The organism is Flavobacterium sp. AC105, from assembly GCF_979258495.1.
Genome location: NZ_OZ409860.1, coordinates 2,645,384 through 2,663,005 on the forward strand (window position 1 = coordinate 2,645,384; position 17,622 = coordinate 2,663,005).

A 17,622-nucleotide genomic window follows, 5' to 3' on the forward strand; every position below is an offset into this window, starting at 1 on the left:
TGCATTTAATTGAAAAACAGATAATTGATTTTCGATTAAATAGTATATATTTAATTTAAATTACTAATCATTTTATAATGTCCAAAGAAACTTGTTTTAGAGTCATTGTCATTTTATTTTTTCTGGTAAATAACTTGTTTTCTCAAAATACATTCGAAAACTACCAATTTCGTTTGGTAAATAAAGAGTCTTCAAAAAGTGGTATTTATACGATTGCGCAAGATCAGTTTGGGATCATGTGGATTGGGACAAATGGTGCAGGTTTATATAAATTCGACGGAGTTAATTATGTTTCTTATGAGCAAAACTCCAACGTTACTAATTCTATCAATAGCAACCTGATTTATGCAACTTACGTAGATGTTCGCAACCGGTTGTGGGTTGGGACTGACGAAGGATTATGTCTTTATAATCGAGATTTAAATAGTTTTGAAAGTATCGATATCCAAAATAAACAAAATAAAGAAACGGTAATTTCTGTGAAAAGCATTATCGAAGACAATGATGGTAATCTTTTTTTAGGAACTTTTAATGGCGGTTTACTAAAACTAAATGTAAAGACAAGAAAAATTACGTCGGTTAAACTAGATGTTCCTAATCCAGAAAATTACCTTATTAACAGTTTGGTAAAAGATAAAAACGGAACGATTTATCTGGGTACTAATTTTGGTTTAAAAGTAGTAGATAAGTTAAAAAATGAGGTTAAAAAAGTAACTGCCACCAACGATAATCAAATTTTATCCGGAAATATAGTCTCTATGTTTATGGACAGCAGCCAAAACTTATGGATTGGAAACGGATATAAAGGACTGGTTAAACTAAATTTAAATGCTAAACGGGCTGTTTCATATCCTATTACTAAAAAAAGGATTATGTCAATATTGGCAACAAATCCTAAAACAATTCTTTGTGCAACAGAAAACGATGGGCTTATCATTGTAAACGATCAGGGTATTATTCAGGAAAAATATGTAAACAGCAAATTCAATGTCCGCAGTTTAAGCTCAAATTCCGTTTGGTCCTTATTTCTGGATAATGAACGTAGAATCTGGCTGGGTTACTATAACAAAGGCTTGGGCGTTTTTGACAAAATAAACAGCAAGGTAAATATTATCGAAAGTTTGCCCGGAAATTCGCAATCCTTACAGACCAATTGTGTTACCGGTATTGCAAAAGATCACGAAGGCCAGTTGTGGATTTCTATGGAAGGCGGTGGAGTTGATGTCTACAATCTTGCGACTAAAAAGTTTAAACATATTACCAAATCTGATGCCAGCTCATATTCCGGTTTGACAAATGATAATGTCACAAAAGTATTTATCGATAAAAAGCAGAATATCTGGTTATCCAGCTGGAACGAAGGAATTTTTCTTTTAAAGAAAGGAAGCAGGAACTTCATAAATTATAATACAAAAAATACGCCTAATCTGGCCTCGGATAATATTATGAGTATTACAGAAGATTCAAGAGGTGTAATTTGGATAGGAACTTTTGCAAAAGGTTTGCATTATTATACGCCGTCAGACGGGCAATTTCATCATTGTAATTCCAAACCCTTTTATAATGTAATGAATTTAGACATCAGAAACGTGATGGTAGATTCTGATGATGCGGTTTGGGTAGGTTCAACAACGGGTTTGTACAAGGTTACGACAAAGGATTTTGTAACTTTTTCAGTAGTTTCTTTTCGCGATAAAATGTCTGAAAAACTCAAAAATCATAAAAGCACACATACGATTAATACTTTATATGAGGCTAAAAACAAAGAAATCTGGATTGGTACAGATGGTGCAGGTTTATTCAGTTACAATAAAAAAACGGATAGTCTAAAATGGTATATCAATTTCAAAGGGCTTCACGAAAAGTCAATTTCATCTATAGTAGAATCTAATGATGGCGGTATTTGGCTCAGCGGTAAAAAAGGAATTACAAGACTGGATTTAAAAAACAAAACGACCTTTAATTATTCTATATATGACGGTTTGCTGGGAAATGATTTTAATAACAATTCGGTTCTCAAAGATGAAAACGGCGTACTGTATTTTGGAAGTTACGAAGGTCTGAATTATTTTAATCCTACCAATTTGGTTAAAAGTAAAAAACAGCTTCCGATTTACTTTACAGATTTAAAACTTTTTAATAAATCAGTTGGGCCGCTTGAAAAAAATTCACCTTTAATAAAAGTAATATCCCAAACAAAAAAAATAATACTAAGACACGATCAGTCTGTATTTACCATTGATTTTATTGCCGTTAATTATTCTTTTCCGGCCAGAAATGAATTTGCTTATTATTTAGAAGGTTTTGAAGATTCATGGAATTATGTTGGCAATAAACGCTCGGCAACGTATACGAACCTGGCACCTGGAAATTATATTTTTAAAGTTAAAGCAGCAGAAAAAAACGGAGTCTGGAGTCAAAAACCATTAGAATTAAGAATTGAAATTTTACCACCGTGGTGGAAAACATCTTTTGCCTATTTATTTTATACATTATTATTATTAGCAGCTATTTATTTTGCGAATCAATATTATCAGAATCGTTTTAAACAAAAACAAATGATAGAATTTGAAAAGACAAAAGCGGTTCAGATTGAAAAATTAAATAATAAAAAACTACAATTTTTCACCAATATTTCGCATGAGTTTAGAACACCGCTGACTTTAATTTTAAATCCATTAGGAGATATTATCAGAAATTACAGTTCTGATTTACCGGATACTGTTTTGAAAAAATTGCAGACCATTCAAAAAAGTTCTGACAGGCTTTCAAGATTAATCAATGAGTTGATGGATTTTAACCAACTGCAGTTTAATAAAATGACATTGCAGTTGCAACTGATTGAAGTAGTAGGTTTTACAAGAGAAATAGTCAGTTATTTTGACGAAGAAGCCTTAAGTCGTGGCATCAGGCTTGAATTTGAATCTAATAAAACAGCTTTAAAAGATTGGATAGATCCAAAAATGTTCGAAAAAATTATTTTCAATGTCATTTCAAATGCTTTTAAAGTTACGCCGGATAATGGCAGAATAACGGTAAAAATATTGGTTAACAGCGAATTGATTCATTTTCCTTTGATAGATTCTGATCTTTCTTATCCTTCATTTGAAGTTATTGTTGAAGATACTGGTTCAGGATTAGATAAAAAGGATATAAAGAAAATTTTTGACCGCTTTTATCAGGTAAATAATTTAAATAAAGCCTATTACGGAAGCACAGGAATAGGTTTGGAAGTGGTACGGGGATTTGTAGAATTGCATAAAGGAATTATCGAAGTAGAAAGTGAATTGGGAGTTGGTACGATTTTTAAATTATTATTTCCTGTTGGAAAAGAGTTCTTTAATGAAAGCGAAATATTGCTTGAGGAATATAAAAAGGAGAAAAAAATGAGTTTCACGCCAATCGTAGAAAAAGATGAAGCCCAATCAGATGAAAATGAAGAAAAACAAGATCGAATTTACACTATTCTGATTGTTGAAGATAATGTGGAACTGCGAAATTATTTGAAAAATGAACTCAAAAAAGAATATAAGGTTTTAGTAGCTGAGAATGGTCAGGTTGGTTTGGAATTAGCCATGCAGAAATTGCCTGATTTAATTTTGACAGATGTAATTATGCCTGTTATGAATGGATTAGAATTATGTAAAAGCATTAAAGCCGATTTAAAAACCAGTCATATTCCGTTAATGATGTTGTCTGCAAAAGCATTAATCAAAGATCGTTTAGAAGGAATTGATTCTGGTGCAGATATGTATTTAAGCAAACCTTTTGATATGGATATTTTAAGATCCAGTCTCGTACAATTGATTAACAGCAGGCAAATTATGTTTAATAAATTCTATAACGGAATTACGCCAAAAGCCAAAGAAAAAACAACCACTTTAGATAATGATTTTATCAAAAATGTATTGGGTTATATCAATGAAAACATTAGTGAAGTTGAATTAAGTGTTGAAGATCTGGCTTCAAAAGTATTTTTGAGCAGAAGCCAATTGTACCGAAAAATTAAAACATTGACAGGCGTATCTGTAAATGAGTTTATTCGGAACGTTCGTTTAGAAAAAGCCAAAGAATTGATAGAATTAGGGAATGACAATATAACAGAAATTAGTTATAAGGTTGGTTTTAGTTCTCCTTCTTATTTTACAAAATGTTATAAAGACAAATACGGTTTTCTGCCTACACACAATAAAAAATAGCATCTTTTTTAGCGTTTATATAAGACGGCTTTTATGCCGTTTTTTTTTGTTTCAGAAGCGATAAAACGGAAAATATTCAAGTGCTGTAAAATTATAAAAAGGCTGTTGAATCATAAAAAGCCAATTAGTCAGGAACTATTCTGTTTTTTGGTAATTATTAAATAAATATAAATAGTCTTTTAATTTCTTAATACCTGAATTATAATGCTTCATTATTATTAATATCGAAATTTTATTTTGTGTAGTAAATAAATCTAAAATGCTGATTTTACTCGTTTTTTTAACTCTTGTGCTACAAATTTGATAGTTTTTGCATCATATTTAGTATGTGAAATTTATGTTAACACTCTATTTTTGAATCAACTAATATCAAATAACCACGAAAACATTATTAACAATTTTAAACCAATTTAGAACATGAAATGAAACCAAAATTTGTGTATTAAACAGCACTTTTTTTTCGCAGTCAAAATTTAAAACCAATATTTTATGATTAGGGAAAATAGAAAATTAGAAGAATATCACATTCGTAATTTTCGAAAATTTGAAAATACAGATAATTAGTAAAAGCTACATTATCTCAATACATAAATAGCAAAAAACTTTACAACCAACAATTATTTAAACTAAACAAAAAACCAAAGTAATATGATGTTAAAATTAAAATTTGCAATAATCGCATTGCTAATGATAAGCTATCAGAATGTGATGGCACAATCAAAGACCATACAGGGTGTGGTTACCGATCCCTCAGGAATTCCTTTGCCAGGTGCCACTGTTATTGTACAAGGTTCAAAAAATAGTGCCTCGACAGATTTTGATGGTAAATATTCTTTAAAAGGAGTAAATTCTTCAGACAAAATAATATATTCTTATGTTGGCTTAACTTCACAAACAATTTCTGTTGGTGAACGTACTACAATCGATGTTAAGTTAGCAGAATCGGCACAAGCCTTAAATGAAGTTGTTGTCGCTTACGGTACTCAAAAGAGAACTAAAGTAACCGGTGCAATTTCTACAGTAAGTTCTAAGGACATTACGGCAGTGCCAATTACTAACGCAGAGTCAGCTTTACAAGGCAGAGCGGCAGGGGTTACTGTAGTAAACGGTGCGCCGGGTTCAAACCCTGTGGTTAGTATTCGTGGTTTGGCAACAATGAACAATAGTAATCCTTTATATGTCGTTGATGGAGTTTTGGTAGGAAACTTATCAGGACTAAACCCTAGTGATATTGAATCCATGTCGGTTTTAAAAGATGCATCGACAACGGCTTTATACGGTTCAAGAGCTTTTAACGGGGTAATTATGGTAACTACAAAAAAAGGGAGAAAAGGCCCGGGCCAATTAAGCTTTAGTACTTATGCAGGTTATCAAACAGTTACAAAAAGATTTGATGTTTTAAATACACAACAATATCTTCAGTATGCAAAAGACCTTGGAAGTGATTTAACATCAAGAGCTGCTCAATTTGGTAATATAAATACCAATTGGCAAGACCAGATTTTTCAGGATGGTTTAATGCAGGATTATAATTTGAGTTTCTCAAACGGTACAGAAAATTCTACAAGCCGTTATTCTGCAGGATATTTAAAACAAGAAGGCGCACTTATTAATACCGGTTTTGAGCGTTACTCTTTTAGAGCTAATAATACACAAACTATTGGTAAGTTAAGTGTAGGCAGTAATATTGGTGTATCTTTTAGTACTACTAATCCGGAGCGTGCTTCAGGAGGAAGAACATTATTAGAACATGCTATTAAAATGGCACCTTACTTACCGGTTTACAATGCAGATAATAATGGTGGATATCAGGGACCAACTGCTGGTTTAGACGGACAGGATGCTGAAAACCCTGTGCGTGTAGCAAGTTTGGGATATCAGAAAGTTAAAGGATTATCTTTGATAGGAAATATTTATGCCGAATTACAACTTTATAAAGGCTTAAAATTCAGATCACAGGTTTCCTTAGATTATTACACAACAAAAGATCATACATTTATTCCGAGTTATGCTGATGGTGGTGCTCACGTACAGCAATTTGCTTCAATTGCAGAAACGAATTCTGTGGGTCAAAGCATCGTTTTTGATAATAGTTTATCTTATAAAACAACTATTGCGGACAAACATAATATTGAAGTATTAGGCGTTATTACTAAAATTGAAAATAAATTTCAAAATATAATAGCAGGAAGCCGAAACAGCATTACAGACGAAGTAGATCAGTTAAGCAATAACCTTTCAAATTTGTCTTCTACTAGTTCAGAGACGAATAATTTAGGGTATATCGCCCGTATCAATTATGATTATGCCGATAAATATTTATTTGCTGTTTCAGGCCGTAGAGACGGAGGTTCTCGTTTTGGATCTAATTTCCGTTATGGTAATTACTACTCTGTTGCTTTAGGATGGAATATTGCAAAAGAAAGTTTTATGGCAGAATCTGTTTTTAGCACATTAAAACTTAGAGCAAGTATAGGAACAACGGGTAATGATGCATTAGACAATTACCAATACAGCCCAACTTTGTCATCAAATTATATATACCCAATTGACGGCGAACCAGAAATTGGTGTTACTCCAGGAGGTGCTGCTAATCCAAATTTAAAATGGGAATCTAAAAAAGACAGAAACATAGGTTTGGATTTTGGATTATTTGATGAAAAATTCACAGGTTCTATCGAATATTTTAACAACATAAGCAGCGATATCCTTTTTAGAGTGCCTCTTGCTGCTTCTGTAGGTGTACCGGGTGGAACTCAATTTCAAAACGTTGCCGATATGAAGGTAAGCGGATTTGAATTATCATTAGGCTACAATGACAGAAAAGGTGATTTTACCTGGTCTGCAACCGCTAATTTAGGTACAAGCAAAAACGAAGTAACAGGTTTAGCGCCGGGTCTTACAAGTGTATTAGGCGGACCTTCAGGAAGAGCCGGTTTAGAAAGCTTTTCAAGATTAGAAGTAGGTCAGCCATTATTCTACTTTTGGGGATATGAAACGAATGGAATTTATCAAAATCAGGCAGAAGTAGATGCTGTTCTGGCTCCGGGTCAGACAACATTTGGACCTGGTGATATTAGATTTGTTGACCGAAATGGAGATAAAGTAATCAACTCAGAAGATAAAACAAATATCGGAAATCCATATCCTGATTTTACATATGGTTTAAACCTTACGGCAGCATATAAAAAATTCGATTTTACCGCTTTTATAACAGGAGTTTCAGGAAATAAAGTTTTTAATGCAAATAAATTCGATTTAGAAGCTATGCCGCGTTTGTTTAATGCAAGTACAGCTGTTTTAGACCGATCAATTGTTGTAAATGGAGTTGTTACCAACCCTTCGGCAACATTGCCAAGAGCTCAGGGCGCGAGTCAAAACTATGGAAATGCCAGTCAGCGATATGTTGAAGACGGTTCTTATACCAGATTGAAAAATGTTACTATTGGTTATACTTTTTCAGAAGATTCATTTGCCAAATACTTTTCACGCTTACGATTCTATGTAAGTGGTCAAAATCTTGTCACGATTACCAAATATTCTGGTTTAGATCCTGAAATTGCACGTGTAGACACAAATGCAAATTCTGCTGGAATTGATATCGGAAGATATCCACAGCCAAAATCAATAATTTTTGGACTTGAAGTTACATTTTAATACATAAAAAATGATGAGAAAATTAAAATATATAGTTGTAGTATTGTTAGGGATTTTTGCAATAAATTCTTGTAACGATAGTGATTTAGAATTAACTAACCCAAATGAATTGTCGCCTGAGACTTATTTTAAAAATGAAGTTCAGGTACAATCAAGTGTAAATGCAGCTTATGCAAACTTGCAGACAAGAGGACTTTATGCAAGACATATTTTCTTTGCATTAGATAATATGGCTCAGGAAAATAAAGGAAACCCACAATTGGAAGGGAATAAAGTACCTTTTCTAAATTTTTCTTTTGATGCCAGCAGTGATATTATTCAGTTTTATTGGGAAGCCTGTTATTTAGGAATAGCAAAAGCTAATTTCGTAATAGATAATGCAGATAAAATCAATGCATTAACAAATTTAAGTCAGGAAAGAAAAAATAAATTTTTAGGAGAAGCTCATTTTTTAAGAGCCTACTATTATTTTCTTTTAGTGCCGCGTTTTGGTGATTTGCCAATTTACACTTCAATGACTACTACTGGTGCGCCAAGAAGTCCTAAAGAAGATGTTTATAAACTAATTGTAGAAGATTTTGATTTTGCTTCTAAAAATCTATTAAGCAAAAATGTAGAGCAAAAAGGAAGAGCTACCAAAGAAGCTGCTTATGCGTATTTAGGAAAAGCATTATTGTATCAAAAAAAATACGATGAAGCCTTAGTAGCCTTTAATAATGTTACCGGATTCAGTTTAGAATCTAATTTCTATAACAATTTCATGGACGAAACTGAACATGGTCCGGAATCAATTTTTGAAATAGAATACGATGAAAATTTAGGAGTAGCAGACAAATGGGGTAGTGATACTTCTGGAGAAGGTGTTGCCGAATCTACTCTTAGAGGACAGGAATATGGTAATTTGGGCTGGTATAATGTGTATCCGTCAGATGATATATTAGACGAATACGAGCCAGGCGACAAACGTTTTGGAGATACTTTTTATGTTCCGGGTTCAAAATACAATAACGGGGCAAATACAATGACAGCCGCTAATTTTTCGTCATCTGCAGGTCTTCGCAGAGCAGGCTGGAAAAAATATCAAAACTATTACAAACGTACTGATGAAAATCTGGATTCAAGTATCAATTTCAAAGTTATGCGTTATTCTGATGTATTGCTTATGAAAGCAGAATGCGAAAATCAAAGAACAGGCGGTTCACAAGCAGCGGCTATTGCCTACATCAAAGAAGTTAGGGACCGTGCAGGTTTAACAACTGCAATTGCTCCAACAAAAGATGCAGTTTTCGCAGCAATTGTTCACGAACGTAAAGTAGAATTAGCAGGAGAACAAGTTCGTTTTGATGATATTATAAGATGGGGTATTGCCGGTACTGAACTGGCAGGAACTGGTTTCACAGCTGGTAAAAGTGAGTTATGGCCAATACCGAATAGAGAAACATCTTCAAATCCTAATATAAAACCTAGTGATAACAATCCTGGATACTAGGCAAAAGTGATTGAAGTTTGTTAGTTTGAGTTAGTTAAGTTAGTATTTTGACAAACAGCGCATTTTAATATGCGCTGTTTATCAATACTATATGTTTTATGAAGTATGTTATAATATACTTCAATCTTTCTGTGAACACAAAGTCTTTACAAATCTTGTAAAACAAGATACTATTCTAAAGGCGTTAGATTTTCAATATTTAAATAATTTTTAAGGCAGGCTCAATTTTATTCAATATGAAAAGAATTGCTTCACTTTTTCTAATTGTAACAATGTTTTACAATGTTTTAGGATTTTATATCATGTTTGCTGAACAAAAAGAGCAAGTGTGGGTGAATGCTATGGAGAAAACTGACAATTCAGATTTTGAAGTAATTGAAGTTAAAATTACCCCTTATGCCTATGTTGTAGATTCTGGTTTTGAAGATGCCAACGAAGATTTTGCCATCAACAATAAAACCTATCACGTATTTAAGAAAAGAATCGTAAATAACGTTTTAAAATTATATTGCTTAAAAAATTCGAACAATCAGGTTTTAAGTAAAGAATTAAAAAAAATCGTCGATAATCAGTTATTTGATACAGGTTCAAATAAAGAAAATCCAAGCAAAAAATTAATGAAATCCTTTATTCAGGATTACATTTCAAATGATACAGCATATTTAGTAATCACAACTAAATTTGCTTTTCCAGTTACCTTATATACTTCATACGATCCCAAAAGAGATCTTCTTTCCGGATATTTCACCACAAATGATCCTCCTCCTGATATGGTTTAGTTTCCTGTCATGTTAAATATAAATAAGACTTGATTGCATAATCATAGTCAGATATAATCTTTAGTTTTTATTAAGGATTAAATTTTCCTATTTACAATTTAACAACATTCAATTATCTCAATTGAAAATAAACTATTCAAAAACCATATAAACCAACCAAAATGAAAATTTATAAACTTTTGTTTAAAGTAGTATTATTTACTGCTTTAAGCACAAATATGTTTGCACAGGTTAAAGAGAACAAAAATCAAACAGAACCAATCGGAAAAAATAATATTGCCTATAAATGGGGAGAAATGGCCGTTCAGGCAACAGCAAATGATACAGATCGTTTTAGGCCAAGACCCACTGTAACATCCCGTTTTTTAGGTTTAACTTTTGTAGCAGTTTTTGATGCGTGGAGCCGCTACGATGAAAAAGCAATTCCCGTATATCTAAAAGATATTAAAAGAAGACCACATAAAGAACAAAATTTAAAAAACAAAGAAATTGCCATAAGTTATGCGGCTTACGGAGCGCTTTGTGAGTATTATTATAGCGACAAAGCGTTATTTGCTTCTTTTATGAAAGAACTGGGATATGACCCCACAAATACGTCATTAGACCCAAAAACTCCTGAAGGAATTGGTAATTTGGCCGCCAAAGCCGTAATTGCCGCCAGAAGAGGAGACGGTTCAAACCAATACGCCGAAGAAGAAGGCTCTAACGGAAAAGCTTTTTTTGATTATACCAAATATGTACCCGTAAATACAGTAGATAAACTAAATGATATTAACCACTGGCAGCCTAAATATTTTTCTGATGGAAAAGGCGGAAAATTTGCGCCTGCCTGTTTAACTCCGTTTTGGAACAAAGTAAAACCAGTAGGATTAAAATCCGGCGATCAATTTCGATCTGGACCACCGCCATTATTTGGTTCAGAAAAACTCAAACAAGAAGTGGATGAGGTAATCGCATTACAAGCAAATTTAACAGATGAAAACAAAGCATTGGTTGAGTTTATGAGAGACGGACCAAAATCTGTTCAGCAAGCCGGTCACTGGTTAAAATTTGCTCAGGATATTTCCAGAAGAGACAATCATACCTTAGATCAGGATGTTAAAATGTATTTTTTAAATCAGATAACAGCAATGGACTGTTTTATTGCCTGCTGGGATACCAAAATGTTTTATGATTCATCCAGACCAAATGCCTTGGTACATTACTATTATGGCGATAAAACCATTACAGGCTGGGGCGGTCCGGGCAAAGGAATGATCACCATGCAGGGACAGGATTGGAGACCCTTTTCTCCAGATACATTTTTATGTCCGCCATTTCCAAGTTATGTTTCAGGTCACAGTACAATAAGCGGCGGTTGTGCCGAAGCTTTACGATTATGGACAGGCAGCGACGAGTTTGGTCAATCTGCAGAACTGGTATGCGGCGCTATGACCGAACCTGATAATTTAGGAAAAAAGGTAGTCCTGAAATTTGATACTTTGACCGAAACAGCAAATATGGCCGGAATCTCAAGGGTAATGGGAGGTTATCATATTCAGTCTGACAATGTTGAAGGTTTAAAATTGGGAAGAAACGTAGCCCATCAGGAATGGAAATTTTACAATCTTCATATCGGAAATAAAACTTCTGATACTGTAGCAGAAAATTGAATAAGTGCCATAATTTCAAAGCGACGAGCCTTAATCTAAAAATGCTTTAAGATGAAAATAAAACAGTTAATATTCCTATTTATAGTATTTATTTTAATGCAGTCCTGCGATTATTTTTCGAATCCAAATGACAAAATGATTGCCATTTTGGAAGCCAGAAATAAGATGTATAATGTAAAAGACAATGCATTTGCAACAAACGCAGAAATAGCCTATTACGACTCTATAATTAAAGGTTCTGATGAAGGTTTTTTTAAATTATTTAATGAAGTAAATAAAGGAAACGCATTTTTAAAACTCGGAAAAGAAGCAGAGTCTGTAGCTATTTTAGAAAGTGCCATCAACAGAAAGAAAAAAATAGATGGAAAAGATGATCCGCAAGCGCTTAAATCTTTGGCAATTGCTTATATGAGACTGGGCGAGAAACAAAATTGCGTCAATTATCACAACCCGGAATCGTGTATTATGCCCATACAAAAAAACGGGATTCACACGATCCGACAAGGTTCTCAAAAAGCAATTGAAATTTATAAGAAATTATTAGATATAAATCCTGTTGATTATGAATCGAGATGGCTGCTTAATATCGCCTATATGACGCTTGGTGAATATCCGCTAGAGGTTCCAAAACAATGGCTTATTCCTAATTTAAACAAAGATACTTCGGGATACAATATAAAACCTTTTTTGGATGTTGCGGCAAACGTAGGCATAATGGGCAGAAATATGTCCGGAGGCGTAATTGTGGATGATTTCAATAATGATAACTATCTGGATATTGTAACTTCTGACTGGAGTCTGGAAGGCGTGATGCACTATTATCAAAACGATAAAAAAGGAAAATATCTCGACTATTCTAAAGTTTCAGGACTTGGCTTTTTCAAAGGAGGATTAAATATGATTCAGGCTGATTATGACAATGATGGCGATATCGATATTTTTGTTTTAAGAGGTGCCTGGATGCGTAAATACGGCAGACAGCCCAACTCATTATTGCGTAACAATGGCGACGGCACTTTTACGGACGTAACCATTAAAAGCGGATTATATTCTGAATTTCCTACGCAGGCAGGAACGTGGAATGATTTTAATAATGACGGTTATCTGGATTTATTTATTGGTAACGAATCATCTGATAATGAATCGTATCCTTCAGAATTGTATCTGAACAATCAGGACGGGACATTTACAAATGTTGCTCATGCTGCAAAATGTGATGTTGTTGCTTATATAAAAGGCGTAACCGCAGCTGATTATGATAATGATGGCGACATCGATTTGTTTCTCTCCGGAATGAACAAAAGAAAAACATTATTAAAAAATACAGGGCTCAAAAATGGCATTCCGCAATTTACAGATGTTACAGACCAGTCAGGTTTGGCAGGCATTAATGTAATGACTTTCCCGACCTGGTTTTGGGATTATGATAACGATGGCTGGCAGGATATTTTTGTTTGTGGTTATCAATTTAATGGTTCTGTAGCGGGCGAAATTGCAATGGAAGCCATGAATATTCCAAATCAAAGCAGCAAAATGTATTTGTACCATAACAATCATGACGGAACTTTCTCAGATGTTTCGAAAGCCGCAGGATTAAATAAAACCGTATTTGCAATGGGTTCTAATTTTGGAGATATTGATAATGATGGTTTTTTGGATATGTACCTCGGAACTGGAAATCCCGATTATAAATCATTAGCACCTAATAAATTATTTAAAAATACAGGCAACGGAAAATTTGCTGATGTTACAGTTTCCGGCAGAGTAGGAAATTTGCAAAAAGGCCATGGTGTCGCTATTAACGATCTCGATAATGATGGAGACAACGATATTTTTATAGAAGTTGGCGGCGCTTATTTTGGAGATTCTTTTAGCAATTCTTTATACCTGAATCCGGGCCAAAACAACAATCACTGGATAAAACTGCAATTAGAAGGAACAGAAAGCAATCGCTCGGCTATTGGAACAAAAGTAAAAGTTTCCTTTAAAGAAAATGGCGTTTCAAGATCGGTGTACAGGATATTAAACTCAGGCGGCAGCTTTGGAGCGTCGGCTTTAAGAATGGAAATCGGAATTGGACAAGCAAAAATAATTGACCAAATCGAAATAATTTGGCCTAAAAGCCAAAAGAAACAGGTGTTTAAAAACATACAGCCCAATCAGTTCCTTAAAATAATTGAAGGAAAAAATGACTTTTCGAAAATAAATATTAAAAAAACATTTTTTTCAACCGCCGGAGCAAAATCTCCTATTTGTATTTGAAAAATTAAATTTATTTAGCATCATACATATGAAAAATATAAAAATAAAAGCAGTTTATTTTAGCCTTTTGAGCTCGTTATTGCTTGTTAGCTGTTCTACCAAAGAATCAGATGAGAAGATTTTTACGACTTTGGACCGCTCTGACACAGGAATTGATTTCAGCAATAATCTGAAAGAGAATGATTCTCTTAATTACTTCACCTATAATTATATTTATTTGGGTGGAGGAGTTGCAACAGGCGACATTAACAATGATGGACTTGTTGATATTTTCTTTACAGGAAATCAGGTTTCCAATAAATTATATTTAAATAAAGGAAATCTAAAATTTGAAGATATTACAAAAAAAGCCGGTGTTACAGGAGATTCCCGTTGGTACACCGGAGTTACAATGGCCGATGTAAACGGTGATGGTTTTTTGGATATATATTGCAGCGTAGGAGGAAAATTTGGACCTAAAAACAATGAATTATATATCAACAATCATAACGGAACTTTTACGGAAAAAGCTAAAGAATATGGCATTGATGATATAGGAAACAGCGTTCAGGGAACTTTTTTTGATTATGATAAAGATGGCGATTTAGATTTATTTGTAGCCAATTATCCGCCCACAAGATTCAATTCTGCAACGGGAGATTATGTCCAAATGATGCACCATGTCAAAGACAACGAATCCGGACATTTGTATCGAAATGATGGCAATCATTTTACGAATGTTACCGAACAAGCCGGTGTAAAAAACTACGGTTTATCGTTGAGTGCCACAATTGGGGATTTAAACAACGACACTTGGCCGGATATTTATGTTTCTAACGATTTCAATTCACCTGATTTTATGTACATCAACAATCAGGATGGTACTTTTAAAGAAGTCGTAAAAGAAGCAATGGCACATAATTCTTTTTACGGAATGGGTGTTGATATTTCTGATTTTAACAACGACGGAAATTTAGATGTTTTTCAGGTTGATATGGATGCCAAAGACAATCGCCGTAAAAAAGCAAACATGTCCAGTATGAATCCAAAATTATTTTGGGATGTAGTCGATGCCGGTTTCAATTATCAATACATGCACAATTGCATGCAGTTAAACACAGGAGTAAATGAAAACGGGATTCCGCATTTTGGCAATGTATCCCGAATTACCGGAACTTCATCTACAGATTGGAGTTGGGGACCTTTATTTGCTGATTTTGATAATGATGGAAACAAAGATTTGTTTATAACAAATGGAACCCGAAGAGAAATTAACAACAATGATTTCTTTCACAGTTTAGAAACGCTCAACCTTCAGCCAAAAGATTTGTTGAAGAAATCACAGGAAATTCCTTCGGAGAAAATTGACAATTTCATGTATCAGAACAAAGGAAATTTAGATTTTGAACAAGCCAATAAAAAATGGGGAATTGAATTTAAAGGGTTTTCAAATGGAGTAGCTTATGTCGATTTAGATAATGATGGCGATTTAGATTTAGTCGTAAATAATATCGACGATTATGCTTCTGTTTTTGAGAATTCAAGTTCTAAACTCAATAATTACATCAAAGTAAATTTTAAAGGAAATACAAAAAATACTTTTGGTTTAGGCAATCGTGTTTATATAAAAACAAAACAAGGAACCCAAATGCAAGAGCTTACTTTAACAAGAGGATTTCAGTCATCAGTGGCTCCTGAATTGCATTTTGGTGTGGGTAAAAACAAAACCATCGATGAGGTAAAAGTAGTCTGGACAAACGGAAAAGTGCAAAAATTATCGAATGTAAAAGTAAACCAGACTTTAAGCTTCAAAGAGCAGGATGCCAAAGAAGAAACTGCAGTAAAAACAACTCCTAAAACCCATTTGTTTGCTACTGAAAACGCGGTTTTTCCGGTTTATAAACACGAAGAAAATAAATACGATGACTTTAAAGATCAGGTTTTATTACCTCATAAAATGTCGACTTTTGGTCCTGCAATTGCGGTAGGAGATTTAAATAAAGATGGTTTGGATGATTATTTTATTGGAGGTTCTGCCACCTATTCCGGAAAAATATTTATGCAGACAAAAAATGGTTTTGCAGAAAAAAATATCCAGGCACTCGAAGATGATAAAGCCAGCGAAGATACAGGAGCATTAATTTTTGATGCTGATAATGACGGCGATAATGACTTGTATGTCGTAAGCGGAGGTTATGAATTTTTGGTAAATGACCCAAAATTACAAGACAGATTATACCTCAATAACGGAAAAGGTGAATTTACAAAAGCCCCAAAAGGAGTTTTACCAACGATGTTAACGAGTGGCTCAAAAGTATATCCTATTGATTTTGATAAAGACGGAAAACAAGATCTTCTGGTATTAGGAAGACAGGTTCCGGGACAATATCCATCGCCGGCAACAACTTATTTACTGCACAATATAAGTACAACAACGCAGCCAAAATTTGAAGTTTCTAAAAAATCCCCTAAAGAATTTACCAATTTAGGTATGGCAACAAGCGCAGTAATTACCGATATTAATAATGATAAATTAGCTGATATTATTGTCGTGGGCGAATGGATGCCAATCCGTATTTTTCAAAATACTACAGCTGGATTTAAAGAAGTTACCAAAAACATGGGACTTAATGATGATACAACCGGTTGGTGGTGGAGCATTCAGCAAGGTGATTTTGACCATGATGGCGACATGGATTATATTGTTGGAAACAATGGTTTGAATTACAAATACAAAGCTACTCCAAACGAAACCTTTGATATATATGTAAAAGATTTTGACAATAATAAACACAAAGATATTGTGCTAAGTTATTACAATGATGGCAAGCAATATCCGGTTCGTGGCCGTGGCTGTTCGTCTCAGCAAATTCCAAATATCAAGAAAAAATTCAAAGATTACGAAAGTTTTTCAGAAGCTACTTTGGTTGATGTTTACACAGAAAAATCACTTAAAGAAGCCTTGCATTATAAAGTAAAATCATTTGCCAGTATTTATTTAGAGAATAAAAATGGAAAATTCATCATTCATGAACTTCCTGTTGAAGCACAGCTTACCTGCATCAATCAAATCATGGTAGATGATTATGATAAAGACGGCAAACTTGATGTTTTAATAACCGGAAACATGTACAACTCCGAAGTAGAAACTCCCCGAAACGATGCCGGTCACGGATTATTTTTAAAAGGCGACGGCAAAGGAAAATTCAAATCAATTTCAGCAGTTGACAGCGGATTTTTTACTCCCGGCGATGTTAAAAACATGGAAAAAATTAATGTAAAAGGGAAAAATTATCTCTTGGTTACCAAGAACAATTCGTTTTTACAAAGTGTAAGGATTAATTAATTGAAGTTAATCTCTGGCAAAGAGTAAAATCGCAAAGATTTTGGCATTTCGACAGAGGAGAAATCGCACAAGTAATTCGACAAAGATTGTGGATTTTAAGTACCGGAGTTCGAGTGCGATTTCTCCTTGCGTCGAAATGACAATATTGGGGTTACTTTGGGTCTCAAGGGATTAAAATCCCTTGCTGCAAAATAGATCATTCCTACGGAATTTTATAAAGAGTTTTTGAGACGGACTATATTCTAGGGATTGATTTTAA

The 17,622-nt window shown here is 33.8% G+C and carries 7 protein-coding genes; all 7 read left to right on the forward strand.

Annotated features, from left to right (window positions below; translation table 11 throughout):
* Window positions 1-77: 77 nt before the first annotated feature.
* The 7 genes from ACZ0AH_RS11015 (at window position 78) to ACZ0AH_RS11045 (ending at window position 17,363) form a co-directional block, all read left to right on the forward strand.
* Window positions 78-4,199, forward strand: coding sequence for a hybrid sensor histidine kinase/response regulator (locus ACZ0AH_RS11015; RefSeq protein ID WP_463475854.1), 4,122 nt, complete (start codon window positions 78-80; stop codon window positions 4,197-4,199).
* A gap of 648 nt (window positions 4,200-4,847) precedes the next feature.
* Window positions 4,848-7,856: a SusC/RagA family TonB-linked outer membrane protein gene (locus tag ACZ0AH_RS11020; RefSeq protein ID WP_463475855.1), complete on the forward strand. Its 3,009-nt coding sequence runs from the start codon at window positions 4,848-4,850 to the stop codon at window positions 7,854-7,856.
* Between the two features lie 10 nt (window positions 7,857-7,866).
* The gene (locus tag ACZ0AH_RS11025) at window positions 7,867-9,345 is read left to right on the forward strand and encodes a RagB/SusD family nutrient uptake outer membrane protein (RefSeq protein ID WP_463475856.1); all 1,479 of its coding nucleotides are present in this window, start codon (window positions 7,867-7,869) and stop codon (window positions 9,343-9,345) included.
* A 236-nt stretch (window positions 9,346-9,581) separates the two neighbouring features.
* The gene (locus ACZ0AH_RS11030) at window positions 9,582-10,124 is read left to right on the forward strand and encodes a hypothetical protein (RefSeq protein WP_463475857.1); all 543 of its coding nucleotides are present in this window, start codon (window positions 9,582-9,584) and stop codon (window positions 10,122-10,124) included.
* A gap of 161 nt (window positions 10,125-10,285) precedes the next feature.
* Entirely contained in the window at window positions 10,286-11,776 is a 1,491-nt protein-coding gene (locus ACZ0AH_RS11035) for a vanadium-dependent haloperoxidase (RefSeq protein ID WP_463475858.1), read from the forward strand.
* A gap of 51 nt (window positions 11,777-11,827) precedes the next feature.
* Window positions 11,828-14,038: a CRTAC1 family protein gene (locus tag ACZ0AH_RS11040; protein ID WP_463475859.1), complete on the forward strand. Its 2,211-nt coding sequence runs from the start codon at window positions 11,828-11,830 to the stop codon at window positions 14,036-14,038.
* A 28-nt stretch (window positions 14,039-14,066) separates the two neighbouring features.
* Window positions 14,067-17,363 carry a VCBS repeat-containing protein gene (locus ACZ0AH_RS11045; protein ID WP_463475860.1) on the forward strand — a complete coding sequence of 1,099 codons (3,297 nt, stop codon included), beginning with the start codon at window positions 14,067-14,069 and terminating at the stop codon, window positions 17,361-17,363.
* Window positions 17,364-17,622: the final 259 nt, after the last annotated feature.

What these genes read in the sequence shown, in the direction of transcription:
- ACZ0AH_RS11035 (WP_463475858.1), top strand. Translation starts at nt 10,286, where the DNA reads ATGAAAATTTATAAACTTTTGTTTAAAGTAGTATTATTTACTGCTTTA.
- ACZ0AH_RS11025 (WP_463475856.1), top strand. Translation starts at nt 7,867, where the DNA reads ATGATGAGAAAATTAAAATATATAGTTGTAGTATTGTTAGGGATTTTT.
- ACZ0AH_RS11045 (WP_463475860.1), top strand. Translation starts at nt 14,067, where the DNA reads ATGAAAAATATAAAAATAAAAGCAGTTTATTTTAGCCTTTTGAGCTCG.
- ACZ0AH_RS11040 (WP_463475859.1), top strand. Translation starts at nt 11,828, where the DNA reads ATGAAAATAAAACAGTTAATATTCCTATTTATAGTATTTATTTTAATG.
- ACZ0AH_RS11030 (WP_463475857.1), top strand. Translation starts at nt 9,582, where the DNA reads ATGAAAAGAATTGCTTCACTTTTTCTAATTGTAACAATGTTTTACAAT.
- ACZ0AH_RS11015 (WP_463475854.1), top strand. Translation starts at nt 78, where the DNA reads ATGTCCAAAGAAACTTGTTTTAGAGTCATTGTCATTTTATTTTTTCTG.
- ACZ0AH_RS11020 (WP_463475855.1), top strand. Translation starts at nt 4,848, where the DNA reads ATGATGTTAAAATTAAAATTTGCAATAATCGCATTGCTAATGATAAGC.